This is a genomic window from Vampirovibrio chlorellavorus (assembly GCF_003149375.1).
GTDB classification, from domain to species: domain Bacteria; phylum Cyanobacteriota; class Vampirovibrionia; order Vampirovibrionales; family Vampirovibrionaceae; genus Vampirovibrio; species Vampirovibrio chlorellavorus_B.
In genome coordinates, this window is record NZ_QFWH01000010.1 from 71,635 (window position 1) to 97,678 (window position 26,044).

The 26,044-nt window shown below is 55.1% G+C and carries 23 protein-coding genes; 8 read left to right on the plus strand and 15 right to left on the minus strand.

Annotated features, from left to right (window positions below; translation table 11 throughout):
• Positions 1-63: 63 nt before the first annotated feature.
• Complete coding sequence (gene ndk, locus DF283_RS12260; protein WP_303675171.1) at positions 64-540, plus strand: nucleoside-diphosphate kinase; 477 nt, start codon at positions 64-66, stop codon at positions 538-540.
• 88 nt (positions 541-628) lie between these two features.
• Here ndk and DF283_RS12265 read toward each other — a convergent pair whose 3' ends face one another.
• From DF283_RS12265 to DF283_RS12285, 5 genes are all read right to left on the minus strand, one after another.
• Positions 629-2,176, minus strand: a complete 1,548-nt coding sequence (locus DF283_RS12265) for a tetratricopeptide repeat protein (RefSeq protein WP_303675172.1) — start codon at positions 2,174-2,176, stop codon at positions 629-631.
• Positions 2,177-2,542: 366 nt separating this feature from the next.
• A complete protein-coding gene (ccsB, locus tag DF283_RS12270; RefSeq protein ID WP_303675173.1) occupies positions 2,543-3,472 on the minus strand; it encodes a c-type cytochrome biogenesis protein CcsB in 930 nt (309 codons plus the stop codon).
• Between the two features lie 47 nt (positions 3,473-3,519).
• Positions 3,520-4,986 carry a cytochrome c biogenesis ResB family protein gene (locus tag DF283_RS12275; protein WP_303675174.1) on the minus strand — a complete coding sequence of 489 codons (1,467 nt, stop codon included), beginning with the start codon at positions 4,984-4,986 and terminating at the stop codon, positions 3,520-3,522.
• Positions 4,987-5,343: 357 nt separating this feature from the next.
• Positions 5,344-5,853 (minus strand): hypothetical protein, encoded by a 510-nt coding sequence (locus DF283_RS12280; RefSeq protein ID WP_303675175.1) that lies wholly within the window; start codon positions 5,851-5,853, stop codon positions 5,344-5,346.
• 103 nt (positions 5,854-5,956) lie between these two features.
• Positions 5,957-6,844, minus strand: coding sequence for a DnaJ domain-containing protein (locus DF283_RS12285; RefSeq protein ID WP_303675176.1), 888 nt, complete (start codon positions 6,842-6,844; stop codon positions 5,957-5,959).
• Between the two features lie 68 nt (positions 6,845-6,912).
• Here DF283_RS12285 and DF283_RS12290 point away from each other — a divergent pair, with 68 nt between their 5' ends.
• Positions 6,913-7,578, plus strand: a complete 666-nt coding sequence (locus DF283_RS12290; RefSeq protein WP_303675177.1) for a hypothetical protein — start codon at positions 6,913-6,915, stop codon at positions 7,576-7,578.
• A 27-nt stretch (positions 7,579-7,605) separates the two neighbouring features.
• On the opposite strand, the gene DF283_RS12295 is transcribed toward DF283_RS12290, so the two are convergent.
• On the minus strand, positions 7,606-7,947 hold the full coding sequence (locus DF283_RS12295; RefSeq protein ID WP_303675178.1) for an STAS domain-containing protein: 342 nt from the start codon (positions 7,945-7,947) through the stop codon (positions 7,606-7,608).
• Positions 7,948-8,110: 163 nt separating this feature from the next.
• Between DF283_RS12295 and alaS the strand changes: the two genes are divergently transcribed.
• Complete coding sequence (gene alaS, locus DF283_RS12300; protein WP_303675179.1) at positions 8,111-10,792, plus strand: alanine--tRNA ligase; 2,682 nt, start codon at positions 8,111-8,113, stop codon at positions 10,790-10,792.
• Between the two features lie 362 nt (positions 10,793-11,154).
• On the plus strand, positions 11,155-13,059 hold the full coding sequence (locus tag DF283_RS12305; RefSeq protein ID WP_303675180.1) for an iron uptake porin: 1,905 nt from the start codon (positions 11,155-11,157) through the stop codon (positions 13,057-13,059).
• Positions 13,060-13,222: 163 nt separating this feature from the next.
• Here DF283_RS12305 and DF283_RS12310 read toward each other — a convergent pair whose 3' ends face one another.
• From DF283_RS12310 to DF283_RS12320, 3 genes are all read right to left on the minus strand, one after another.
• Complete coding sequence (locus tag DF283_RS12310; protein WP_303675181.1) at positions 13,223-13,957, minus strand: NUDIX hydrolase; 735 nt, start codon at positions 13,955-13,957, stop codon at positions 13,223-13,225.
• A 192-nt stretch (positions 13,958-14,149) separates the two neighbouring features.
• Entirely contained in the window at positions 14,150-14,806 is a 657-nt protein-coding gene (locus DF283_RS12315) for an O-methyltransferase (protein ID WP_303675182.1), read from the minus strand.
• The gene (locus DF283_RS12320; protein WP_303675183.1) at positions 14,806-15,579 is read right to left on the minus strand and encodes a uroporphyrinogen-III synthase; all 774 of its coding nucleotides are present in this window, start codon (positions 15,577-15,579) and stop codon (positions 14,806-14,808) included. The genes DF283_RS12315 and DF283_RS12320 overlap by 1 nt, the downstream gene beginning before the upstream one ends.
• Before the next feature lie 89 nt (positions 15,580-15,668).
• Here DF283_RS12320 and DF283_RS12325 point away from each other — a divergent pair, with 89 nt between their 5' ends.
• Positions 15,669-16,133, plus strand: coding sequence for a hypothetical protein (locus tag DF283_RS12325; RefSeq protein ID WP_303675184.1), 465 nt, complete (start codon positions 15,669-15,671; stop codon positions 16,131-16,133).
• A gap of 134 nt (positions 16,134-16,267) precedes the next feature.
• Here DF283_RS12325 and DF283_RS12330 read toward each other — a convergent pair whose 3' ends face one another.
• Positions 16,268-16,561 carry a hypothetical protein gene (locus tag DF283_RS12330; protein WP_303675185.1) on the minus strand — a complete coding sequence of 98 codons (294 nt, stop codon included), beginning with the start codon at positions 16,559-16,561 and terminating at the stop codon, positions 16,268-16,270.
• Between the two features lie 355 nt (positions 16,562-16,916).
• Between DF283_RS12330 and cutA the strand changes: the two genes are divergently transcribed.
• From cutA to DF283_RS12345, 3 genes are all read left to right on the plus strand, one after another.
• Positions 16,917-17,264 carry a divalent-cation tolerance protein CutA gene (gene cutA / locus DF283_RS12335; protein ID WP_303675186.1) on the plus strand — a complete coding sequence of 116 codons (348 nt, stop codon included), beginning with the start codon at positions 16,917-16,919 and terminating at the stop codon, positions 17,262-17,264.
• 181 nt (positions 17,265-17,445) lie between these two features.
• Positions 17,446-18,459, plus strand: coding sequence for a rod shape-determining protein (mreB, locus tag DF283_RS12340; RefSeq protein WP_443083022.1), 1,014 nt, complete (start codon positions 17,446-17,448; stop codon positions 18,457-18,459).
• Positions 18,410-18,928 carry a tRNA (cytidine(34)-2'-O)-methyltransferase gene (locus DF283_RS12345; protein ID WP_303675188.1) on the plus strand — a complete coding sequence of 173 codons (519 nt, stop codon included), beginning with the start codon at positions 18,410-18,412 and terminating at the stop codon, positions 18,926-18,928. The genes mreB and DF283_RS12345 overlap by 50 nt, the downstream gene beginning before the upstream one ends.
• A gap of 37 nt (positions 18,929-18,965) precedes the next feature.
• Here the strand turns inward: DF283_RS12345 and DF283_RS12350 are convergent, their stop codons facing one another.
• The 5 genes from DF283_RS12350 to DF283_RS12370 form a co-directional block, all read right to left on the minus strand.
• The gene (locus tag DF283_RS12350) at positions 18,966-19,709 is read right to left on the minus strand and encodes a Crp/Fnr family transcriptional regulator (protein WP_303675189.1); all 744 of its coding nucleotides are present in this window, start codon (positions 19,707-19,709) and stop codon (positions 18,966-18,968) included.
• Between the two features lie 99 nt (positions 19,710-19,808).
• Positions 19,809-20,687 carry a DUF547 domain-containing protein gene (locus DF283_RS12355; protein ID WP_303675190.1) on the minus strand — a complete coding sequence of 293 codons (879 nt, stop codon included), beginning with the start codon at positions 20,685-20,687 and terminating at the stop codon, positions 19,809-19,811.
• A gap of 176 nt (positions 20,688-20,863) precedes the next feature.
• Positions 20,864-22,000: an aldo/keto reductase gene (locus tag DF283_RS12360; protein ID WP_303675191.1), complete on the minus strand. Its 1,137-nt coding sequence runs from the start codon at positions 21,998-22,000 to the stop codon at positions 20,864-20,866.
• 137 nt (positions 22,001-22,137) lie between these two features.
• Positions 22,138-23,952 carry an ABC transporter ATP-binding protein gene (locus DF283_RS12365; RefSeq protein ID WP_303675192.1) on the minus strand — a complete coding sequence of 605 codons (1,815 nt, stop codon included), beginning with the start codon at positions 23,950-23,952 and terminating at the stop codon, positions 22,138-22,140.
• Positions 23,949-25,994, minus strand: coding sequence for an ABC transporter ATP-binding protein (locus tag DF283_RS12370; RefSeq protein WP_303675193.1), 2,046 nt, complete (start codon positions 25,992-25,994; stop codon positions 23,949-23,951). Before DF283_RS12370 ends, DF283_RS12365 begins: the two co-directional genes overlap by 4 nt.
• Positions 25,995-26,044: the final 50 nt, after the last annotated feature.

The window sequence follows — 26,044 nt, forward strand, 5'->3', positions numbered from 1 at the left end:
AAAAACCGGAATTACAGAAATTATCCAGTCATCAACCACTCATCAAAAGGAGATACCCTCACCATGGAACGTACATTTATCGCCCTGAAACCGGATGCCGTGCAACGTGGCCTGATCGGCGAAATCATCAGCCGCTTTGAGAAAAAAGGCTTCAAACTGGTTGGCCTGAAACTGGCCCACATCACCCGGGCCACCGCCGAAGAGCATTACGGCGAGCATAAAGAGCGCCCCTTCTTCAAAGGACTGGTCGATTTCATCACCTCCGGCCCCATTGTGGCCATGGCCTGGGAAGGCGATAACGTGGTGGAAACCGCTCGTAAAATGATGGGCGCCACCAACCCCAAGGAATCCGCTCCCGGCACCATCCGTGGCGATTTCTCCATTGATCTGGGGCGCAACGTCATTCACGGCTCCGACAGTGTGGCCAGCGCCGAGCGTGAGTTGAAAATCTTCTTCAGCGCCGATGAACTGCTGTCCAGCTGGAACCGCAGCACCGAAGGCTGGGTCTACGAAAACCCCAAAACCCCGGCCACCGTATAAACGATCAGCGCTCTAAAGAAGCCTTAAAAAGCATCCGCTCCCCGTGAGCGGGTGCTTTTTTCTGTATAAGCCAGGTCGATGGCTCTCCCTACTCCCGGGAGGCGGCCCGCACCCGGGTCAGCGCCTTTTGGGCGTCCGCGGCGGAGGCGTCCAGCCTGAGGGCCCGTTGATAATGACGCTCTGCCAGCAAGTTGTCACCAGATAACTCGTAAGCCAACCCCAGATTGTACTGAATATCCGCCGATCCCGGGTGCAACTCGGCGGCCTGCTTCAGGAAAGGCAAGGCCTGCTCGGTCTGGCCCAGCTCTTCATACAGCGTACCCAACATGTAAGCCACCCCGGCCTGATTGGGATTTTTGCCATACAAGGCCGTCAAGACCTCAATGGCCTTGCCCCGCTGACCTACCAGCACCAGCGCCTGGGCGTAAGGCTGCCCGTACTGCTGGGGATTGTAATGATAAGCCCGGGCATAGGCCTTGGCAGCCTCCTGCTTTTGGGCCAACTGTCCCTGAATTTCAGCCAGCGCCGCGTAGAGATCGGCGTTGTCCGACTGTAATTGCAAGGCCTGCTGAATGAGGGGCAGCGCCTTGGCGTATTGCCTGGCATGATAGACCTTCAGCGATTCGGCCATTAGATTGGCCACCCGCTGCTGGGCAGGGGTGCCCTCGGCCTGAAACAGCACGTTAAACGACTCCGGGGACTGGTTGATGGAAAACTCCGGGATGGGCTGATTTTTGGGGCGGATCAAAATGGGCTTGCCATTGGCGTCCGTGGTCATGGCCTGAATGGGAGCGGCGCCCCCCTGATAGCGAGGCAGCGGCGTCAAAGCCTGATAGGCAGGTTCCGGATAGGCTTCTTCTGAAGAGAGCGGGGCGCCCGCTTCTACCGGTTCCGGGGCCACGGGCGGCACGGATTTTTCCGCCAAGCGGGCTACGGGCCCGGCAGTCGCTTGCGGCATTCCACCCGCCAGACTGGTCACGGAGGCAATTTGAGGCCCACGGCTTTCCACAGGCGCAGGGATTTCGGGGGCCACCGCCATCATGGCCAACGGTTGTCCCATCATCTTATCGAAGCCAGAGCCATCGACGGCGGACTTACTTGTCTTTAATTCTTTTTTCAAGGCATCTAAATGAGACAAAGAGCGCCCCACACCAGGATTGAAAGGCTTGCCCTTGGCAACTGGCTGCCCGACAGGAGCAACCCTGCCGGTTGCGTTGACGGATGGACGAGTACGAGCAGCGGCCAACCGTTCGGGAACGGACTGTGATTTTGTCTGGGGCAGGGTGACCTTAACCGGCAAGGCCTCTCCCCCCATAATCTTGAGCTTTAAACGCCCCAAGCCCGCCCCGGAGAAAACGAGTTCCTGAAAATTGGACGCCGTACCCGCCGCAGTGGGGGCAGCGGATCGTAATCTGGCTGATTCTATGGCCCCGCCCGCCAGAACATTGATCGCCCCCTCCTGCGTTAGCAGGGCCTGACCCAGACGGGCATTGTAGATGCGCAGCACCACGTTATTGGCGTCCAGCACCTGCGTTTGGTACTGAAACGGCAAATCCGCGCTAAAACGAATGAGCTGACTGCCATCCGCCTGCAAGGCACCGGCTTCAATGCCGGTAATCCCGGAGAACAAGGGCATAGCCATCCCCACGGCGCTATTCAAAAGCAGTCCAAGCACGCTTATAGCAAGACTATAGGCGCAAAATCCGCAAAATTTAAAATCGCGTTTGGTCCACATCGACTCAAACCCTACTACCGGGCTCACACCCTGATTGTCAGTTACTTTCATAGCCGCCGAAGCCCTTACGCCGCTTGGCGCAAGCCCCGGTAGTCTCAATCACTTTCCTTAGTAAACTATTGTAACATTGAATGCGCCGCCACCTATAAACCACATGGTCGATCTCTAGCCCCACACCAAAGCCGGAATCGCTGGGCCTCCTGAAACGGCAAAAGCCAGCGCACCGACCATGGCTGGCTTCATAGCGGGCAAACGTCTCTTGTGGCGCTAGCCGATTTTTCCGTAGGAGTGCAGGCCCAGCCCCATCAGGTTGACCCCAAAGTAGGTAATGAGCATCAACACAAAGCCACTGACGGATACCCAGGCCAGGGTGCGCTGGCTGTGTTCCCCATTGATGCGCATGTGCAGGTAAACGCCATAGCCCAGCAAGGTGACCAGACTCATGGACTCCTTGGGGTCCCAGCTCCAGTAGTTGCCCCAGGCCTCGTTGGCCCACATACCCCCCAGAATAATGCCCAGAGTCAGCAACGGAAAGCCAAAGGCCACGCAGCGATAGGTGATTTCATCATAGACATTGGCCTTGTCCTGCACAATGTCCATTTCCAGATTGATTTGCTGACTGTCATCCAGATAGGCGTTCATCCCCGCCAGCGCCGGGCTCAATTGACCGGGCTGACCGCCTGACCCGGACGAGCGGGATTGCTTGCCGCTCAGGGCTTCCTTCACCAGAAAGACCAGCGAACTGAGAAAGGCCAGCGTAAACAGGGCATACGACAGCAGAATAATGGGCACGTGGATGCTACGCCAGTAACTTTGCAGGGCAGGCTGCAACGGGTGAATTTCCGTGGGCAGGCTGAGGTTGTAAAACAGGGAAATCAGCAGCATAATGGCCACCGGCAGGCCCAAGGTGCGCAACTTGAACCAGCGATCCAGCACCACAAAGGACAGCTGCAAGCCGATACAAACGGACAGCAGGGACTCATACATATTGGACAGGGCAAAATACTGGGCGTTTTGGGAGCGCACCACCATAGAGGCCACCAAACACAGGCCAGAGAGCAGCATGCTGCCCCACCCGGCTTCCCGGAAAACGGTTTTGGGACGAATGGCGTGCAACAGGTAGAATATCAGGCTCACTGCGGTTAGGGTGAGAGCGGTGTAGTACCAGTTTTGCTCCCAATCCTGATGAAAAATCATGCCTTAGGCCTCCACATTTTCCACATTTTGTGTCAAGTCCGTGTGTCTCACGTCAGTACCGGCACTTTCTCGGCACTGGGCTCACTCGTCGTCGGTATCGATGCCACCCGCAAGGCATCCGTATAGCCCGCTTGCCGCAGCGCCATCTGTAACCGCTGTAGTTCCTTCATAAAGCTGAGTTTTGCCTTCTTGGTCTTGAAGGTCAAGGCCAGTTGAGCCCCCTGCCCGTCGCCGGTGGACGTAACCGCCACCCACACTTGCCGCTGGGTGAATATACACATAATAGTGCCCACAATAATGATGATGTAGGACAGGTACATCCAGGGCACTTCCGGCCCTTTTTTAATTTGCAGACCGGTTTGTATCTCTGGCTTAACGTAGGTAAAGCGCATGCCCGATAGCTCCCCGGATTCGCCTTCTCTCAAACGCAAGTTCGGGGGCATCTTTCCCGGCTGAGCGCCCACAAACCCCTTGGCGTCCCTGAGAAAAATGACCACATTGTTGCGGGTCACATCCGGGTCCTGCTGCACAAAGAATGGAAAGACCAGCAAAGCCCGTCCATTGGGCAACTCCGTCAAACTGACCGGACGATTCATGAACTCCGTATTGGTCTCTAGCGTCATGGGCTTGCCGTCCACTTCCACGAACAATTTGCCGGTGGGGTTGAAACTGGCCTGATACAGCACCGTGTCATCCACGGCCAGGGGATGGTTAACGGAAATCGTTTCCCGCTTGGTCTCTTTGCCCTGGGCGTTTAAGACCGACAGATCGGCATAATACTGCTTCACCACGGCGTTATTGCCCGGCGACTGCCCCTCCGGGTAGTATTCAATACGAAAATCGTTCACCCGGATTTTCCACGCAGGCACCGAGCCCAGCCAGATCGAGGGATCAATGTTGGTTCTGAACATCTGGGAATCGGACAGGGCGAAAGTTTCCCCGGGAACGGCCAGCTTTTGGGCCTTGAAGCCGAAAAAGACCCCATAGACCGAGGCCAGCAGCATCAGCAAAATACCACTGTGAACCACCACCGCCCCAAAACGGAAAAAATTACCCTTGGTGGCGTAAATCAGTTTCGCATCGGCGCCTTCTTGCTGGGCAGGGGCGGCATGAACCGCGTAGCGCTGTTTGCGCAACCAGCCAGAAACTCGTCCCAGGGTGGCTTCTAGGGACTCCGGGGAGTCCAAAATCAACCGCTGGGGACTATTTTTAATGTAACTGGCGCTGAAAAACGTATTACGGGTGGCGGCCAAATAGGCAGGCTTCAGCCATTGAAAGCTGCCAAAGAGCAGGTTGAAGAAGAACAACACTTCCAACGCCACAAACCAGTAAGAAGAGTAGACGTTAAACAGGCCCATGGCCTTGAACATCCGGTAGTTCGGCCCAAAATCCCGCTTGATTTGCTGAAGCTCCACAATCCCTTCCTGAGGGATTAACACGCCCGCCATAGTGGCCAAAGCCAGCAGGGACAACAGCACAATGGCCAACTGCACCGACCGAAAACAGGCCAGCATATCCCAGACCTGCTCCGGAAAGGATTTACGCCGGGGGGCTTTGGCAGAAGCCTTTGCATTGGGTACAGCAGCAGACGAGGGTGAAGAAGAGCAAGACATAGAGGGATTCTCACAAGGTTGGCAAGGGGCGTGAGGGGATCAGAGCGATAAAAGCTCACTCATTATCTCCCAATGACCGGACAACTGACAATGAGGCTACAGCTATAGTAATCCGAAGACACGGCGAGATCCTGGGGGAATGATCCCGCATTGATCCATTGTCCTGAAACAAACACCCAACCCGACTCAAAATTTCCAAACGATGAAGTTGGAGGCTCTTTTTAAAATCAACCGATGTAAAACCGGCTCGTGGCTGTACTAGTCGCCTTTTTTGAAAAAGCCTCCGGCCACCGGGATAAACTGGGCCAATTCCTGCTCGGCCTTATGCAAAGCCACTTTCAGCGCGCTGTTCTCCAGGGCCAGTTCCTGAATTTGCCGGGCCATCCGACGGGTCTCCCGCTCGGATTCGCTGCCTTGCTGACGCAAGGAGGCCAGCTCCTCCTGCAAGGGATTATCCAGCATATAAGCCAGCACGTGATCGGCCACCAGCTTGGCAAAATCATTCCAGTGGGCCTCTTCCACCGAAGGTGTGGAAGTCCATAGGCCCACTTGCGGCTGAGCCTGATGCTGTCGGTATGCGTGCAGCCCCTCTTCCAGCGTGAAGGGCAGATTCTGCTCCAGTTCACGCAGCCCCTCAGCCTGTTCAGCGGCAGTGTCGGCCTCCTGAATGGACAGCGGCTCATCCAAAACCACAGCGGCGCTGGCGGACACCGTCTCTTCCGCTTGACGGAAAGGCTGCTGGGGCCAACACTCGTAGGAGTACCGCATTGCTTGAACTCTCCATACCTACCGTCTCATTATAAAGAGTCGGCGATCCGCAGGCTATCGCATTGCCCCAAGTTGACACAAAGTGTTACAGCCGCTTAAAGGACTACAAAGCCACCGCTTGGGTTGACCAATACCGTTGGAGTTCCTGATAAGCCCCCACGATGGCCTTCATTTTTTCTTCGTTGCCGTTGGGTAAATCCGGGTGGTACTGCAAGGTCATCTGCCGATACTGCTTTTTCACGACCTCCGGCGAAGCCCCGGCACTGACCCCCAGCGTTTGAAAGGCCTGCAGGATCTTGTTGTCCGGCCGGGAAGCATAGCCTTGCCTGCTGCCACTCCCCTGATGACTGCGGGATTTGTGGTGATTGCGGGGGGCTTCATCGCCCATCATGTCGCACCAGTCGTCAAAGGTGAAGCCCCGCTGGGCTTCGGCGGTGTAATTGGCGTTATAAATCTTGTCGTAGTTCTTTTTGTAGGTTTCCACATCCTTGCGGAATTGGGCGAACAGGGTTTGACGCTCTTCGTGGCTGGCCTGAATAAAGGCGTCAATCTTTTTAAAGGAGTCCAGGGTAAAGTAATGCCGCCAATTGACGTCTCGACCGGTCAGGTCCAGCTCAAAATCCCGCAGGCTCTCCAGCAAGGCCTTGTCCGCAGGGGGCATGTGCTGACGAAAGTAAGCGAACACCCGCAGTTTATATTCTTCCCGCTTTTGGGCATTTTCCGCCCGACTGGAGAGTTTTTCCTGACGATAGTGGGCAATCTCCCGGCCCAGTTGCCGCCGAAAGCCGGGCGAAAACTTTTGCAGCAACCGATCGCCAAGCAGGGTGGCATCATCCAGCCAATCGATGGACTTGAAGAATTCCAGCAGCTTCTTTTCCCGAAAAGCGGTGTTGCCGGTCAACAGGTATTGCTCCAGTTGACGCTTGCTTTCGGGAGACAAAAATGAAAAAACCGGCAAAGGGTGCGCGGCGAAAAAAGGGATTGCGGTCATACCTACAGGATACCACCGGCCCCCGTATCCCCCAACCATAGGTTGGCAATTCCTGAAAGACGCTTACAATGACAACTATGAAGCGCTTGATCCTCACCAGTGAACCGCTAAACCGCTGGGCCCTGTTGGGCTTCCTGGCCCTTGGCCTGCTTTCGGCGCAACCCTTGGCCCGGGCGGGGGACACTTCCCTGATCCCCATATCACCCCCCGTCCAGCGCAGCGAGCCCGATCCACGCTTTATCAATTACACTTTACCGGCGGGAACGGCCTTTCACGTCCTGCTGCAAACCCCGCTCAGCACGGAGATTAACCAGCTGGACGACCCGGTGGAAGTGATTAGCAACCAGCACCTGTACCTGTACGAAGAATTGATGTTCCCCAAAAACACTCGATTCATCGGGAAAGTTAGCCAGCTTGAGCCGCCCATACAAGGGCGGGACGCCATTCTGGCCGTAACGTTTCAGGAAATCATCCTGCATAACGGCGAAAAGCTACCCATTCAGGCCCACGTACGCACCGACCGTAAAGACCACACCTGGGGCGGCAAACTGACGCAGGGCACCAAGCCTTATCTCTCCACCCAACGGGTAGCGGGCATTGGGGAATACAACAAAGTGGTGTTTGGCGGCCCCAGAGCCATGGGCGTCCACGTTACCATCCCACCGGGGGAACACTGGACCATCATTCTGGATCAACCGCTCAGCATTACCAAAGCCAAAGCCGATCGGTTCTAACCACCTGCCAGATCCGCTGTTCCCTTATTAACTGACTGCATCCGCCTCGTTGCTGTATATGGGGATAGTCTTGTTCAGGTTGGTCAGATTGACCAGGTTGTTGACGTAGTTCTGCAGGCCAAAAGCGCCGAAGGTGCCTCCGGCTTCGTCGCAAACCCGCTTGCAAAACAGCATCACGCTGAGCCCGGAACTGTCCATGAAGCTGACCTTGCTCAGGTTCAGGATAATGTTTTTCTGCCCCTGGGAGACAAAGCCCGCCACAGAGGATTTAATGGCTTCGCAATTCCGAAAATCCACGTTCTGCGCTTCAATATCCACAATGGTCTTATCGCCGCTATCCCGGCTCAAGATTTTGGTTTCGGTACTCATAGACCACTCCCTCGTCCATCTATCCAGATTTTATGTTCTATTATCCCATTGTTTTGTGCAAGGGGAAGAGCGGGCGGGTTGGCCAGAATCCTGTGCATGGTGTAGATCTTTCAATGCCCCTCAGTTACACTGAATGCAAAGTATAACGAGGATCCCTTGCAACATGGCACTTTCGGGCACACTTTCAGGCGCGACCATTCGAGAAAAGTTCATTCGTTTTTTTGCCGAACAATACGGCCACAAACACCAACCCAGCGCCAGCCTGGTGCCCAGTAATCCCACCGTACTGCTGACCCCGGCGGGCATGCTGCCCTTTGTGCCCATTTTTCTGGGAATCGAGCCCCCGCCAAACCCGCCCCGTGTGGTCAGCGTGCAAAAGTGCGCCCGGGTCAGCGGCAAGGCTTCCGATTTAGAGTTTGTAGGCCGCACTCCCCGCCATCACACGTTTTTTGAGATGCTGGGCAACTTCAGCTTCGGCGATTACTTCAAAAAAGAGGCCATCACCTGCGCCTGGCAATTTGTGACCGGAGAATTGGGCTTACCCCGGGAAAAACTGTGGGTGACTGTCTTTCAAGATGACGACGAAGCCCGCCAGCTCTGGCACGAAATCGCCGGGATTCCTCTAAACCAGATTATTGGCCGGGGAGAGAAAGATAACTTCTGGGGACCACCCGGTCCCACCGGCCCTTGTGGTCCTTGCTCGGAAATTTTCTACGACCGGGGCGGACTGCCCGCCGGAAGCCCGGAAAGCAACCCGGACTTGCTGGATGAGGACCGCTTCGTGGAAATCTGGAATCTGGTGTTCATGCAGCTGTTTCAGGATGAAGCGGGCAAGCGCACCCCGCTGGAGCATAAAAACGTGGATACCGGCATGGGGCTGGAGCGCATTGCTATGGTCATTCAAGGGAAAGACAACACCTTTGAGACCGATCTGCTCTTCCCCCTGGTGGATCAGGTGTCCAAACTGTGTAAAATCCCTTACAAACAAGGCGAAAATACCGATGTGGCCTTAAAAATTGTGGCCGATCACATTCGCTGCATCAGTTTTGCCGTAGCCGACGGCATTACCCCCAGCAACGAAGGTCGGGGCTATATCATCCGCATGTTGTTACGCCGTGCGGTGCGCTACGGCAAAAAGTATCTGGGCTTCCAGGAGCCTTTCCTCTATCAGTTGGTAGCCACCGTGCGCAACCATTACCAAAACCCCTACGAAGAGTTGCGCACCCGCTATGACCGTATTGTGGAAACCGTGAAACTGGAGGAAAAGCGCTTTCTGGAAACACTGGAACGGGGCTCTAAAATTCTGGATGAAACCCTGGAGCGCCTGAAGGCTGAAGGCGTGCAAACCGTGCCCGGCGATGACGTGTTCAAGCTCTACGATACCTATGGCTTTCCCCTGGAATTGACCCACGATATCGCCCGGGAGGAAGGTTTCGCCATCGATCAGGATGGCTTTGAAGCCGCGCTGGAAGCGCAGCGAAACAAAGCCCGCTCCGCTCGGGGCAAAGGTGAAGCCATCGTGAAAGATCAGCTCTACAGCGAACTGCTGAGCCGGGTGGGCGGCACCCAATTTGTCGGATACGAAACCCTGAGCGCCACAGCCACCGTCAAAGCACTGATTGTGGACGGCGAGGAAGTACAAAAAGTGGCAGGCACCAATCAGCCCTTTCAGGCTATTCTGGACATCACGCCCTTTTACGCCGAATCCGGCGGGCAGGTAGGCGATCGCGGTTCTTTTTCCAGCGATAATGGCTACCAAGGCCTGACCGTGGTGGTGAATGACGTGACCAAAGTCGGTGATTTGTTTGTCCACCACTGCCTGTACGATCAGGGCGAAGGCTTGAGCGTTGGCGACACCATTGTAGCCCATGTCGATCCGGTGGCCCGTCAGCAAGCGGCCATTCATCACACGGCCACCCACTTGTTGCAAGGGGCCCTGCGCAACATTTTAGGCGATTCCATCACCCAGGCCGGTTCCCAGGTTTCCCCGGACGGCGCCCGGTTTGACTTCACCTTCAATCGAGGCCTGAAGTCCGACGAATTGGCCCGGGTGGAGTACCTCATCAACAAATGGATTCAGGAAAATATCGCGCGCAACGCGGAAGTGTTACCCATTGAAGCCGCCCGCCAGTCCGGGGCCATCCTGATGACCGGCGAAAAATACGGGGATGAAGTCCGGGTCATTTCTTACGGAGAAGCCAGTAAAGAGCTGTGCGGCGGCACCCACGTTCAGCAACTGGGTGAAATCGCTCTGGTGAAAATCGTTTCCGAAGGGGCCATTGCCTCTGGTGTCCGGCGGATTGAGATTGTAGCCGGAGAAAAGGCCTATAGACAGTTCAAACAGCTGGAATTAGACATGCGGGATATGGCCGAGCTGCTGAAAAGCCCGACCAAAGAAGTGCCCGGCAAGGTGCAAAAACTGGTGGATGAGCTGAAAAGCCGTGAAAAGACCATCCGCGGACTGGAAGAAAAATTGGCCTTGCAGGAAATCAAGGGCTTGCAGGCCCGCCTGACCCCGGAGCATCCCGTGCTGGTTCATTTTTTGAAAGACTACAGCGTGGATGGTCTGAAACTGATTGCCGAAAAGCTGGCCAAAGCCTGCGGGCCCCATGTCATCGTGCTGGCCGGTGATGCAGACCAGAAGGCCGCTTTTGTGGCCAGCGTGTCCGAGGATTACGTCAAGCAGGGCATCAAGGCGGGTGAACTGGTGAAGCAGGCCGCCCAGATTTGTGACGGCGGTGGCGGCGGAAAGCCGAATTTCGCGCAAGCGGGTGGAAAAAATCCCACGCGCATTCAAGATGCGCTGAAAGCCGTCGAAACTATGCTCAATCCGGTTTTACGATAGAACCACTATTCGTATCAGCTCCCTCATCCGGCGGATTGACTATTGCGCTTTTCGCATTGGCGCCATCCAGTTTCAAATTAGTCTGCAGAATTGAACTTCTTTTGGATAAAGATTATGCAAAGAATGACCCGTGCCAAACTGTACCTTTTTATAATGGAAACAACAGTAAGCGAGTTTCCGGGGCAGGAATTAAGATCTTGTGAAGACATTCGCCGTAGCGTTGGCAACTTTTTATGGAAGTGCTAGGATGCTAATTCTCGAAGGTTGCTTTTGCGTTTGGTGGGTAGAAGGACTTTCAGTTAATTAAGGTAGGTATAAGGTAAGTCAAATTGTTATTGAACCAAATAGGAGTTGAGTTAGATATGACTTCAAGAAGAGTGACACCCTTGCTGCTCGCGGCAAGCATCTTCCTGACGGGAGCTACCGGTGCCTTCATTGGTTCGACGACGTCCGCCCATGCCATTACCAGCGTGGACGAGCTGACTGATGTAAACCAAAACCACTGGGCTTACGAAGCTCTGCAGGATTTGGTTGAAAAGTACGACGTTATCGAAGGGTACCCGGATCACACCTTCCGCGGAGAGCGCAATGCGACCCGCTGGGAGTTGGCTGCTGCCCTCAACGCGTTGATTAAATCCGTGGGCCGTGACCTGGCTCGTCTGGGTGCCGAAAAAGCTGACAAAGCTGACCTCGAAACACTGGCTCGTCTGCAAGATGAGTTCAAAAACGAGTTGGCAGCCTTGCAAGCCCGTACCGAAGCTCTGGAATCTCGCGCCAGCGCCATTGAAGCTAAAAACGCCGAGCAAGATCAGCGTTTGAGCTTGCTGGAAAGAACCCAGCTGCACGGGGATGCCAGCATTGGTATTTTGGCCGATATGAACCGTTCTGGTACTCGTGACCAGCTGAGCGGCCGTAACAGCGGTCGTGACGGTATCCGTGACGCCATCAGCGCCATCGGCCGTCTGCGTTTGACCATGGATGTTCCGGTCCGGGAAGACAAGGAAGATTCCAAGATCGGTGCCGGTGAAGTCCACACTCGCTTGATTGCCGCGTTTGGACGTATTTCTCCCAACGCAGCCCAGCAAAACAACGCAGGTGCTATCGGGTCTTACAACAGCTTGTCCAGAATCGCCAGCGATGCGGCTCTGGGTAACGAAGGCTTCGGCAACAGAGGAATTGGCGGCGGTTCCATCGGTACCAACGTACGTTCCTACCTGTACCTGGAAGATCTGCACTACCACCAACACTTCAAATCCGGTATTCCTCTGTTGACTGACTGGATGTTGGGTGCTGGTTCCGATGATAGCAACTGGGCAACCACTGGCGACTTGTACGTCGGTTCAATGCCCTGGCGTTATCTCTATGACAAGAGCCCATACCGTGGTAACGAAAACACCCAGTTCCAAAACAGTGCTTTCGTAAACACCCCCGGTATCGCTATCAACCAGAGCAATCCGATGATTGCTTACCAGTGGCACCAAAAATTGGGCTCCGATGATCTGAGCGCCGATTTGACCACCGGTGTCGGTACCTTCAACGTGGGTGATGTAATGGACGGCTTGTCCGCCACTTACGAAGCCCGTTTGAACTACCGTCTGTTTGACGTACCCGGTAACGTGTACGCAGGTGGTTACAACGTGTGGTCTGCTGGTAACAGCAACAACGCCAACAACTACCTGACCGGCGGCAGCAGCTTTGTGAACGCCAATGGCGATGCCGTTGTTCCCACCAACCGTTCCGGCGGTGTGACCGGCTTCCGTTCCGGGGCTGGTACCTACAGCGTGAACGCTGTGTACGCTGGCTGGAACCAGGAGTGGTACAAAGGCATCGGTACGACCGTGAACTACTTGTACAGCAACGGTGGCCAGAACAACTTCTTCCTGAACAGCAACAACCAGCTGTTGGGTAGCTTTGGCGCCACCACCCGTGGTGGAAACGCAGCGCTCAGCCCGTTCACCGTGGGTGTACGTCAGTCCATCTCCGGCGTGTTGAACGTTCCCATGAAAGTCTTCGGGGTTCGTGAGAACGACGTGTTCGGTGTCGGCTACGCTGTGGTTGACCTGTACAAAAACAACATGGGTCAAAACAACTTCAACCGTACCCGCTTCAACCAATCTTGGGAACACACCGCTGAAGCTTACTACAAGTGGGCTGTCAACGATGCGATTTCCATCATTCCGAGCGTACAGTTCCTCAACAATGGCTTCGGTATCCAGCAAAATGGCAATACCTGGGTCATCGGTCTGAGAACCAGCTACGCGTTCTAGGATCTCGAATCTCAAGAACAAGAAAAACCCTGGGTTTCGGCCCAGGGTTTTTTCTTTAGTTTTTACGCTTTCAAAAATCTGATCACCCACCAAAGCAAAACCGCCCTGAACAAGGTGGCTAAGGGCGGTCGACTTCAATTTCAATATCGCAAAAATAGGGGGACTAGGAGGCTTGGGTGACCGGAGAGCGTCGGGTAAAGGCGTACAACTGTGCCGGACGATGGTAGCCTTCCATTTTTGTTTCTCCGGTGTCCTTTAAAATATCAGACGCCAGAATTTTCTTACGGAAATTCCGCTTATCCAGGGGTTTGCCCAAGACCAGTTCGTAAACCCGTTGCAGTTCGGTCAGGGTAAACTTTTCCGGCAGCAACTGAAAGGCCACCGAGGAACTTTCCAAATGTCGCTTGAGCTTGGCCAGGGCCATTTGAACAATTTCGTGGTGATCAAAGGCCAACTCGGGCAATTCACTGACGCTGAACCATTTCACATCCTCAGCGTTGGCATGCGCTTGCAAGTGCAGCTTTTCCGCACTGACCAGCGCGTAATAGGCCACCGTGATAACGCGGGCCCGAGGGTCGCGATCCGGTTGCCCGAAGGAGCCGAGTTGTTCCAGATAAATGTTGTTGACGTTGGTTTCTTCCAGCAGACGCCGACTGGCCGCTTGCTCCAGGGTTTCCCCCACATGAATAAAGCCGCCGGGAATGGCCCACATATGCTCATACGGTGGCTGCTTCCGTTGAATCAGGAGTACCTTCAGCTGGTTCTGAATCACGGTGCAAAGCACAATATCCACCGTCACCAACGGGGTTTCATAGCAGGATAAAACGGTGCTGTGTACGGCATTCCCTGAAGCGCTGTTCTTACTTTTCTGAATGGTTTCAATAAAGCTATCCGTCATGGGTTCCATCCAATTGATCAGCCTGTATTTGAACTATCGGTATGTGTGCCTGCCCTATGGCAGGGGAAGTGAACGGCCGGTACCCCTAAAAGCAGTATAGAAGGCGAAATCCCGTGAAGAAGTGTTCCGCTACGTTTATCATACTGTAAATCCACGGATTTTCAATCTTTTATGAGAGAAGGCCAAACCCTGTCAGACCTCACCCCGGAGTGAGAATGAGTACTGGTCGAGAAGTGGCGCTGGCTCCGAGGGGCGTTTCAGGGCTATCAGCAATCCGCTGGGCGTCTCCAGATCGCTGATCTCCCAATGGGGATCCGCGTGAGCCGCCTCTATAAAATCCTGCATTTTGGCGCGGTGGGAGCGGGTATTATCGGCAATCAGCAATCCTCCCGCCACCAGCAACCCACTGGCCTGTTGAAAGTATTGACAATATTCGGACTTGCGGGCATCGATGAACATCAGGTCAAAGGCCTGTCCCTCAGCCTGCAACCGGTTTAAAACGGACAAGGCGTCTCCGTGGTGAAAGGTCACCCGCTCGGCCAGCTGGGCCTGCTGAAGATTGAGAAGCGCTTCGGCCTGACGCGCCCCGGAAGCGTCAATGGTGTGCAGGCTTCCCTCATTCAAAGAGGCCGCCTGAGCCAGGTGCAGGGTAGAGTAGCCGATGGAAGTTCCCACCTCCAACAAGCGCCGATAACGCCCCACCACGGCCAGCAAGTATAACAAACGCGCCTCTTCCCGGGGGAGGCACCAGTGGGCCCTCAGTCGCGCTTCCTGAGACTCTATGGCCTGCACCACCGTGTTGATATGGGTAAACGGAAATGCGACGCCGTCCGGGGCAGGGAAAGACATCAGAGCGGCTCCTTTGCTTTAAAATACTGCCGAATGGCCGTACTCAACGCCGACAACGTGTATTGCTCCGGCTGGATGTCCACACGGCCAAAAGCCTTCAGGGCCGCCTGAGCCGTGCGAGGCCCCAGACAAGCCACAGCCCCTTGAGCCTCGGGCGGGCGATCCATCTGTCTCAGGCCCTGCTGAAAAGCCTCTACAGCCGAAGGGCTGGTAAAAACCAGAAGGTCATGGGGATCAAGCAAAGCCTGTGCTTCCTGCGGGCTAAAGCGAGACTTCAAACGGGTCTCATAGGCTGGACAGGCCGTGACGCTGGCCCCCTGAGACTCCAGCCCGGTTTTTAAATGCGGATCGGCCAGATTGCCACACGGCCAGAAGATGCGCAAACCGTTCACGGCGTAGCGATCCGCAAAATATTGAACGGCATTGCGGGCGTCATAAACTGGGGAAACAAAGTCGGCGTGAAGCCCATAGGGCTTCAGGGCCTGTTCCGTGGCCGGGCCAACGCAGGCAATCGAAAGCCGGGAAGCGGGAGAAAGCTGGGAACCGATAGACTTTACAGCATTTTTACTGGTAAAAAACACCCAGTCGTATTGAGCCCAGTCCGATACTGAAACAGCGGTGGTGACCACCTCGATTAAGGGCATCGACAATACGCGGAACCCGGCGGCCTCCAGATCTTGCTCAAAGGCCAAGGACTCCCCCACGGCCAAAGGACGAGTAACCAGAATGCGCGGTCTGGCCGGGGAGCGTTTGAAACCGGAATCAGCCGCCATGGGCAATGTCCTCTGTTCAACGGGCTGCAAGAAATGGGTCCCTCACTATAATAAAAATAGAGAAGCCCCGTGGCAAGGAACGTGAAGTCATGATTTCAAACCGGCCACTACCGCCCCTTATGCAGTTCGTCCCGGATCAGGGACGGTTGGCCCGTCGGCAACGGGCCGCCCAACTGCTGGAGGCGGTCATTGACGAGCAAATTGAGCCCCGGCTTGCCATCAACCGCTGGCCGGAACCAAGCAGCGAGCCTGACCCTTCCATGGATTGCGCCTACCAGGCTTTATGGCACTTTGAGGCCGACGAGGACAAACAAAAATCGGAGTTATTTTACCTGGATGCCCAACTGGAGCTGCTGCGCCAGATGAGCCTGGCACTGAAGCAGGGACAGGATGTGCCGGGACACATACTGGCACTGTATCGCCCTCGTGGCAAAGTCCGGTTTTTTCAGGAAACAGCTCCCTGGACAGTGCTGCCCCTGTGGGGAAAACGCGCCTGGCAAGAGGCCCAAGCCATTTGGCAGCAAGCGTTGCACTTACTCGAGGCCAAGCGCTAGTCATCAGGAAGCCAATGGCGGAACGTCATGCGGCCCTCCTGAAGCAGTCATTTGCGAACACTAAAAAGCCCCTGATTGAGTCAGGGGCTTTTTCAATCAAAAAACCAGTCTAAAAAAGACGGTTTTCGATAGAACTAGTGGTGCTCAGCAGCGCCATGCTCAGCGGCAGCGCCTTCAGCAGCAGGGGCAGCAGCGCCTTCAGCAGGAGCGGCAGTGGTGGTTTCAGTAGTGGTTTCGGTGGTCGCAGCAGCGCCTTCAGCAGGAGCAGCAGTGGTTTCAGTGGTGGCTGCTTCCGGGGTCATGCTGGTGGTTTCGGTGGTGGTTTCAGTGGTGGTGGTAGCAGCTTCTTCGGATTTGCAACCGGTCAAGGTCAAAGTGGTAGCAGCAGCCAAGCCCAACAAGGTCACGGTCAACAATTTGGATTTCATTATGGTCTCTCCTTAACAATGTACGTTGAAAACAGGAACGAACTAAATTACCAACTAAAAAAACCACTCTCCAGGTTGTGAAATTGTTTAAAAATCACAACGCCGTCCCTTTGTTTAGCCAAACAGTTTCCTGTGTTTAAAAAAAGGACGCCTACCTTTCGCAATGGCTCTCGTAGTATTTTTTGGGTTCTCTCTCGGTGACTTGATAGTTGGTGGGTATCAAGCTTTTAATTAGCGTAATTAAACCCTATGGAAAGACAAGGGTCAAGAAGCTGCCCGGATTTTTAAAGCTGACTCTTGCAATCTTTATATTTCGTTTATCAGATTCCACACAAAGTTGAAGGACACCCACGCAATGAGCATAACCACAGAAACAGCGGCCTGCCTGGTTTTGGTAACTTGTGCCAATACGGCGGAAGCCCAAAAAATTGCCACGCATATTGTTACGAAAAAACTGGCGGCCTGCGTCAATCTGCTGGGAAAAGACTCTCCACTGCAATCGGTGTACTGGTGGGAGGGGCAAGTGCAACAGGCCTCTGAAATTTTACTGATGATCAAAACCCGGCGAGATTGCCTGCCCTTACTGGAACAAGAAATTCGGACCCTCCACAGTTACCAGATTTTTGAATTCATCGCCATACCCATTCAGGCAGGATCGCAGGACTATCTATCCTGGGTGACCCAAGAAAGCTCGGCCACTTAAGGATTTCAGCCTGTTTTTTAGGTGTCTGCCCACAAAAGTCCTTGTCCCTATTGGCATCATAAGGAATAATAAAAACATTGAGGACTTTTCGAGAGGCGACCGTCCGAAATGAACAACCGTTAGTTTTGCTGAGGTAAGGATTGTGGGACTTTTTGATTTTTTTCGCAAAAGCACCAATGACATGGGGATTGACCTGGGTACGGTCAACACCCTGGTTTGCACCACCACAAAAGGCGTCGTCCTCAGAGAGCCCTCGGTAGTCGCCATTGATTACAGCAAAAATCCACCGGAAGTGATTGAAGTGGGTCTGGCCGCCCGGGAGATGATTGGCCGCACCCCTGGCAACATTCGAGCCACCCGCCCCCTGCGGGATGGGGTTATTGCCGAGTTTGAATGGGCCGAAAAAATGCTGAAACGGTTCATTGAAAAAGTGAACGGTGGCCCCGGGGCTTTTGGCATGCGACCGGGTCGGGTGGTCATTGGTATTCCCAGTGGCGTCACCGAAGTAGAACGCCGGGCCGTGGCCGATGCCGCCCTGCAAACCGGCGCCAGCATCGTCAACCTGGTGGATGAACCCATGGCCGCGGCCATTGGGGCTGGCATGCCTGTGGACAAACCCACCGGCTCCATGATCATTGACATTGGCGGCGGCACCACCGAGATTGCCGTGGTCAGCCTGAAAGGTTGCGTGGTTTCCAAAAGCCTGCGCACCGCTGGCGATGAATTGAACGAAAACATTCAGGATCACCTGAAAAAGACCCACAACCTGTCCATCGGTGAGCGCACCGCCGAGGAGATTAAAATCCGCATGGGGTCCGCCTACCGCAACCAGGAAGAAGAGGAAATGGAAGTGCGTGGCTTGAACCTGCTGAATGGTTTGCCGCATACTATTACCATCAACAGCACCGAAGTGCGGGAATGTTTGTTCCCCACGCTAATGGAAATCGTGGCCGGTGTGAAAAGCACCCTGGAAATGACCCCACCCGAACTGGCCGCCGACATCGTGGATCGCGGCATTGTACTGGCTGGTGGCGGGGCGTTGCTGGCCGGTATGGATGAACTGATCGCCAAAGAAGTGGATGTGCCGGTTCATATCGCCAACGATCCGTTGTCTTGTGTGGTGCTGGGTACGGAAAAAATGCTCAATGACCCCACCTACCTCTCCATCCTCGACGCCACTGAGTTTCGAGGCTGATCCTAAAATCACCATTGTCCTGGTAGAACCCAGAATTCCCCAAAACACGGGGAACATTGCTCGCCTGTGCGCTTGCACGGGTGCCGATCTTTACCTGGTCGGCAGCTTGGGCTTTCGCCTGAATGACAAGTATCTGGAACGAGCGGGCATGGATTATCTGGATGATATTCCCATTCAGCATGTACCCGATTTTAAAGACGTAAAAGCGGCCAAACCCGGCTGGACGCCCTATTTTGTCAGCACCAAGGCCACCCGGAATTATTCAGACATTCAATACCCGGAAAACAGCCTGCTGGTGTTCGGCAGTGAAAGTCACGGCCTGCCAGCCTGGCTGATTGAGGAAAACCCGGACAACAGCATTCGCATTCCCATGCGGCCCAACAGCCGCAGCCTGAATCTCTCCAACTCCGTGGCCATTGTGCTGTATGAAGCCATTCGCCAGCGCTTGAGCGTGGTGGACCTTCATTAAGCGAGAACGTTTTACCTAAAATGCCAGAAAGTAAGGCTTAATAGAAAAAGGCGTCTTCGGTCTGGGCGATTTCGGATAGCTTGTCCAAATCGGTGATCACGATTTTGCCACCCCGCAGGTAGTTAATGCAGCCGTACATCTTCTTCAGGCGGCTGATGATGCGCACCGATTCTTCATAGGCAATGCCGGTCATGCTGGCAATATAATCGTGCGGTAACTGAATGTTCAACTGCTTGCCCACCGGGGTCTCCGTGTAGCCATCCCGCTTGAAGTGGTACAGCAAAATTTTGGAAACACGGGCGTCCGTCTTCTTCACCACCTGATTGTGGGTTTCGTAGTTAAACCACAACACCTGCCCCAAAGCGGTGATCATGCCCAAAGCCACCTTGGGGAAACGCTCCACCAGTCGCACAAAATTATTTTTTTCCAGGTACATCACCGTGGAGTCGGTCAGCGCTTCGGCGGAATAGGGCATGGGCTTATCGGTCAAAGCGCCGGTCACCCCAAAAAACTCACCCACGGAGGACAAGCGCACAATGGTACTTTCCCCGTCGGAGGAATATTTGACCAACTTCACGCAGCCTTTGAGTACAAAGTAGATTTTGGAGCCGGTATCGCCCGGCAAATCCCGCTCGTAGAAAATAACCGTTTCTTTATCGTAGTTGGCTTCGTAGAAAAAGCCTGCAATTTCTTGCAACTCTTGGTCAGTCAGGCTTTCAAACAGGGGAATTTTACGAAAGCGGGGAATCAGATCGCTTTTATTGTCGAGTGAGAGAGCCACGGTCAAGGTGCCTCATCAAGGTCGCTGAGAATAATCTTCTATGTCGAGATTACACAATTATTATAGGAGTAATAAAGACGGCCCGCAAGCACAAGCCCGTCAAAAGCGCACTTGGCGCAAGGCCGGATCCGCAGGCAAAAAACGGACGCCCGCCCCGCAATCCGGCCCCAGGCGGGGGGCTACCGCAGGCGGCACCATGGGCTGAATGTAATGGGCCCAACCAGTAAAGGTCACCGGGACAAAACCCGGCTCCCCCAAGGCGTCCCCATCCTCGATTTCGGCCACCGATCGGGAAAACAAGGCCGCTTCAAAGCCCTGAAAAAAGGAACTCAAACGCAAAGCGCCGCACGGACGCCCCTGAACGACTTGCACCACCTGAGCGTCCGCTAAGGCCTGAGCCACGGCCCGACTCTCCAGCATTTTCAGGTTAAGCCCCTCATAAGCCTGCTTTTGAATGGCGGGTGAGCCACGGGTGTACTCGGTTAGTGCAAACATGAGTTGTGGGTCCAGCTTAATCCACAGCCCCAGCCTGTCCCGGATTTGCCTGAGAGAATAGGGCTTGCCCCCCAGCAGGTAGCGGGCCTCCGTTTCCAGATTGCGCACATCGGCCACACTGCGGATGGGGTATTCATTGATGATGAGGCGCAAGGCCAGCGCGTTATGGGCATTGATCCAGTAGGCAATTTTATCGTTGTCCTGCGGGAAATCCTTGGGCTCGCTCTCGGGGGAGACCGCCGCCAATTGCGCCAGATATTCGTTCAGGCGACGGGGGTAAGCCTTGACCTTACCAAAATCCACCTCGCCCTTCTCAGTCACGGCAAAGTTCAACACGTCCTGCCACACATGGTGCCGGAAGGGGTGCGTGACCAGGCTGTCATTCAGCACCCGACCGGCCTGAGCGCCCCCCGAAAGCCCCAGCAGGGCCAACAGGGCAACGGTCCCAAGCATGTATGCCGTGGTCAGGCGAAATAAACGCAAGGTGTGTTTATCCTCTATCCGTAATTTGGTTTTCGGCAGGGCTTGCCAAACCTTTAATTCAGGGCAGAATCGTGTTTTTAGACTCTAACTACAGGTGATGAACGTGCGCTGCGTGATGCCCCCCCAACGCAAAGGCCCTGCCAAACGAACTCCCAACGGCAGGGCGACGCCTTCATTCAGGTGGACAGCAAGGCCTCCATCTCGGCCAGGGCCAACGGGGGCACACTGGCCACAGCCAGATTGTCCTCCACATGCCCGGGCTGCTTGTGACCCACCAGAGGCGCCAACACGCCCGGATTGGATCGCACAAACTGCAAGCAGGCTTGGGCGGGCGTATTTAACCCCTCAAAGCGCGGCAGGCTGGCCTCTTTTAACAACTGCCCCTGCAACAGGGGAACACTGGTAAACACTCCGATTTCCAGCGCCATGGCCGCTTCCAGCAGGGATAAAAACTCACCCTCGACCGGCTGATTGCCCTGAGTCAGGGCCTCGGTGAAGGCCAGATTGAAGGGCAACTGGATAAAGCGGAAGCCGTGATTTTGGCCGCCCACGCTTTCCGCCAGCGCAACCACCGTCTCCAGACTCAGGAACTCGTTCGATTCTTCAGCGTTAACCCGAAAGCAATTCCAGGTGGCCAACCCGTAATAGCGAATGCGCCCCTCGGCTCGGGCCGATTCGTAAAACGCAAAGGCCCGGTTGAGCCGATCCATGAACACGGAGCGACCCACGGCCGGTAGCTGGGATTCCGCGGCGTTGTGCAGATACATCAAATCCAGCGTTTCCACACCCAGATTGGCCAGACTGAGGTTCAATTGATCGTCGAGATAAGCGGGGGCCATACAGTGCATGCCGCCCGCGATATCGTCTGGCTGAATCAGACCTGAAGCCAAATAGCGCTGCTGGAACCAACCCCGGAAATCCTCCCCCCGCTCCTGCATGGCCGCATCCGGGGCAATAAAGCCGTTTTTGGAGCTGATAAAAATCTCATCCCGCTGGAAGCCCTGGGCCAATAGGGTTTTCAGGGCCGCTCCCACACAGCGTTCGGAAAGCTGATAACGGTAATTAATGGCCGCATCCAGCACGTTGATCGCCCCGGAGGCCACCGAGCGCACCGCCGCCTCGGTCATCAACTGGCTGGCTTCGGCGTCCACCCCGCCCAAATAGGTGCCCATCCCCAAACTGGTTAAGTGTAAGCCTTGGGCCGTGGTTCGAAAATGTCCTTGGGCGATGGGCAAGCCCGCTGCGTTCTTGCCTTCAAAGCGAGCCTGATAGCGCCGGGTTCCCTCTGGAGTGGCAAAACCGGGAATACTCATACAAAGGACTCCTCTTCAAAACCAGTGACGGCCAATAGTTTACCGCGATTCGCAAATGGCGTATAGCCCTTGAGAGCGGTTGAATCCGGCCCTGCCTTCCCTTCCCCCGGAAAACCAAAAAGAAAAGCAAAAGCGGCTCAGGTATGGGTGAGCAGCTCCTGATACTCGTAAAACTGCCGATACAGGCCCGCGTGCTGCAACAATTCCAGATGAGTACCCTGCTGCACAATGCGCCCCTGCTCCATGACCAGAATGCGATCGGCCTGCTGAATGGTAGACAGCCGGTGGGCCACCACCAACACGGTACGATCCGCCATGACCTGATCCATGGCCGTTTGCACCAGTTCTTCGGTCACCGGATCAATGGCCGAGGTGGCTTCATCCAACACCAAAATAGCCGGATCGTGGTAGACAGCCCGGGCAAAGAGCAACAACTGCTTTTCTCCGGCGGACAAGTTCTTGCCCCGCTCTTCCAGCACTGTTTCAAAACCCTGTGGCAGGCGTTCAATGACTGACAAGGCTTTGCTTTTCTCAGCGGCCTGACGCAAGGCGGGCAATAAATCCGGCTGATAGGGTTCCAGGGCAATGTTTTCGCTCACCCTGCGGGAAAACAGAAAGTCATCCTGCTGAATGGAGACAATATTGCGGCGCAGGGCGTGTAAATTCCAGTCCCGCACATCCCGGCCATCCAGCTTCAACGATCCGCTGGTCACATCATAAAAGCGCAACAGCAACTTAATCAGCGTGGTTTTCCCCGCCCCGGAGGGCCCCACAATGGCGATTTTCTCACCGGGACGGATGTGCAAGCTGATATCTTTCAGGATGCGGTGCTGGGGGTTGTAGCCAAAACTGACCTGCTCCAGATCGATGGCCCCCGTGGCCTTGGGTACAGGATCGATGGCGGCTTCTTGCGCCAGTTGGCGGTGCTGTAAATCCGGCTGCTCCTGAAACAGGGCCATGACCTTATCGATCGAGGCCAAGCCCGATTGCAGGATGCTGTACTTCTCGCTGACATCTTCCACCGGCTCAAACATTTTGCGCACAAACAGGAAAAAGCCCACCAAAGCCCCAATGGTCAGGGTGCCGCTATGCACCTGCAAGCCCCCCAACCACAGCACCAGCACCAGCGTAATCAGGGTCATAAACTCCACCACGGCGTTAAAAGCGGTGGAGTAAAAAATGGAATCGAGACCACTTTGCAAGTTACTGCGGTTGAGGGCCTCAAAATGGCTGTAGTTTTTGGCTTCCCGCCGATAGAGCTGCACCAGTTCCATCCCGGCGAAATTTTCCTGCAAAAAGGCATTGATGCGGGCCGCTTTCACCCGAATGTCATCGTAGGCATGCCGGGCCCGGGTGCGAAAAAACTCCATCAGGGAGAGCAGCACCAACATGGTGAAGACCGTGACCAGTGCCAACTGCCAATCCATCACCAGCATGCCAGCCAAGGCTCCCACGATCATGGCCAAGTCCGCCAATATGGCCAACCCGCCCGAAGACAGCATCTCGCTGAGGTTCTCGATATCGGAGGTCAGCCGGGTGACCAGCTTGCCCAGGGGATGCTTGTGGTAAAAGCGGGGCGACAGGGTTTGATAGTGCCGGTATAAATCGGTGCGCAAATCTCGAATGATTTTTTGGCCGGTATTCTGCGATTCGGCCATTTGCAGATAGCGCACCCCGTAATTAATCAGCAACAGCAGTCCAAAACCACCCGCATAGACAAATAACTGGCTGAGCTGTCCGGCCCGAATGGGGCCATCAATGGCAAATCGAATGATAAAGGTTTGCCCCATTTCCACCAACGAAATGATCGGTAGCAACAATAAAGAGATCAGCAAGGACTTTTTGTAGACCCGCATGTAGGGCCACAGCTTGCCCAGCAGCATTAAATCCTTCAGGCCCGATTCTCGCCGCTCCGAGGCTTTAACCGGTACTGCCAGCACGTCCATGCTCATGAGGCCGCCCCCTCGGACGCGTTTTCCAGCAACGCCGCCAACGCCTCATCCTCTTCACCTGCAGACGCAATCGGCTTATCACCGCCCGTTTCGCCATCCAGCCCCCAATCCCCCAGAGAGGCCCGCAGTTCTTGCAGGCGGTTTAAATTCTGGTACAAGGGCTGGGTGGCCAGCAATTCGGTATGGGTGCCCACGGCCAGAATTTTGCCCGCATCCATCAGCACCACCCGATCGCACAGGCTGACCAGCGAAAAGCGATGGGTGGCTATCAGGGTGGTTTTATCGGAAAACACCTTTCTGGCCCGCAAGGCGGAGACGATATTGCGCTCGGTGTCCGCATCCACATTGGAGACCGGATCATCCAGCACCAGCACTTTGGCATCCATTAAAATGGCCCGGGCCAGGGCCACCCGCTGACGCTGGCCGCCAGAGAGCATCAAGCCCCGCTCCCCCACCAGCGTTTGATACTGCTGGGGCAAGCCCTGAATGTCCAGATGCACGCTGGCCGTCTGGGCGGCTTGCACAATGCTGGGCTGCTCCGGGGCAGGCTGGGCTTTGCCGTTGTTTTCCAGCAACTCCGGCTGACCAAAGGCAATGTTTTGCTGCACCGAGGTGGAAAACAGGAAGCTGGCCTGAGGCATAAACACCATATAGGCCCGTAACGCCTCCAGTGGAATCTGGGTGATGTCCTGCCCATCCAGAAAAATGGTCTTTTCGGGCACTTCCAACACACGTGGCAACAGGCGCAACAGGGTGGATTTTCCGCTGCCCACCGAGCCCACCAAGGCCACTGTTTCTCCGGGACGAATGGTTAAACTGACATCCCGCAACACCGCCTGCCGGTTCTGTTGGGCCTCTGGGGCTGACATTTCCAGGGTTTCTGTCTCGAAAGCCTCTGGCTCTGAGGTGGGTGGAGAGGGCTTGGCATAGGGATTGTTATAGGCAAAGGTCAGGTTACGAATCTCGATTTCCCCCCGAACGGGCGAATCAGTTGAAACGGATTCAGAACCGTCCTGAATATTGGGCTGGGCGCTAAAGACTTCATCCAGCCGTTGTAAGGCCGCTGTGCCCTGCTGAAAAATGGAAATAGTCCAGCCCAGGGCCATAGTGGGCCAGGCCAGATGCTCCAGGTACATGGTGAAGGCCACAAAGCCACCCCAGTCCAATTGTTTTTCAATGACCTGCCAGCCGCCCACCAGCAAGACTAAGCCGGTACTAATGCCGCTGAGGCCCGCCAGCAGCATAAACAGCAAAATGCGCTCGTGAATCAGCCGGGTATAAGCACCAAAATAGGAGTCGCAAACTGTTTGAAAGCGCTGATTCTCCTGAGCTTCCCGCACATAGGACTGAATGACCATCATGCCGTTCAGGTTTTCCTGAGCCACCGTGCTGATTTCCCCCAGTACGGTTTGCACATCGTAGAAGCCCTGACGCACTTTTTTACTAATTTTGCCCATAAACACAATCACAATGGGGTACAGCAGGAAGGTGACCATGGCCAGCTTCCAGTTCAGGCTCAACATCATGGGAATGGTCAGCGTATAGGCCAGCAAGGTGTTCACCCCCAGCATAATGCCGCCGCCAGTGAGGTACTTGGTGGCGTCCACGTCGTTGGTCATGCGGGACATCAGCTCCCCCGGCGGGTGGGCGGCGAAATAGCTGACGGGCATCTTGAGCAAGTGGCCATACAGCTGATTGCGCAGGTCAAATTCCAGACGACGGCCAGCCCCCAATAAATAGTGACGAGAGGCCACCCGGCAGATCAGCACCAGCACGGCCAGCCCGGCAATAACCCACAGATGACTGTAAAAGCCCTGCCACAGCAGGTCGGGCGCTGTCTTGATTTGTGCGTCTGCCGGTTGGTAGATGGCCTGAATGGCATCCACGGCCGCTTTAATTTGCAGGGGGATGAGCAGGCCCAGCCCATTGGTAAAACCCAAGGCCAACACGCCCAGGGCCAATTCGGTTTTGTAGCGCAGGAAAATGGTCCGGTATTTTTTTAATAGACCCCAGAGGGTCATGGGTGGCGAGGCGGTGGTCACGTTCTTACATCAGCTTTACATCAGCCCGATACAGATTAGAAAGGCATATC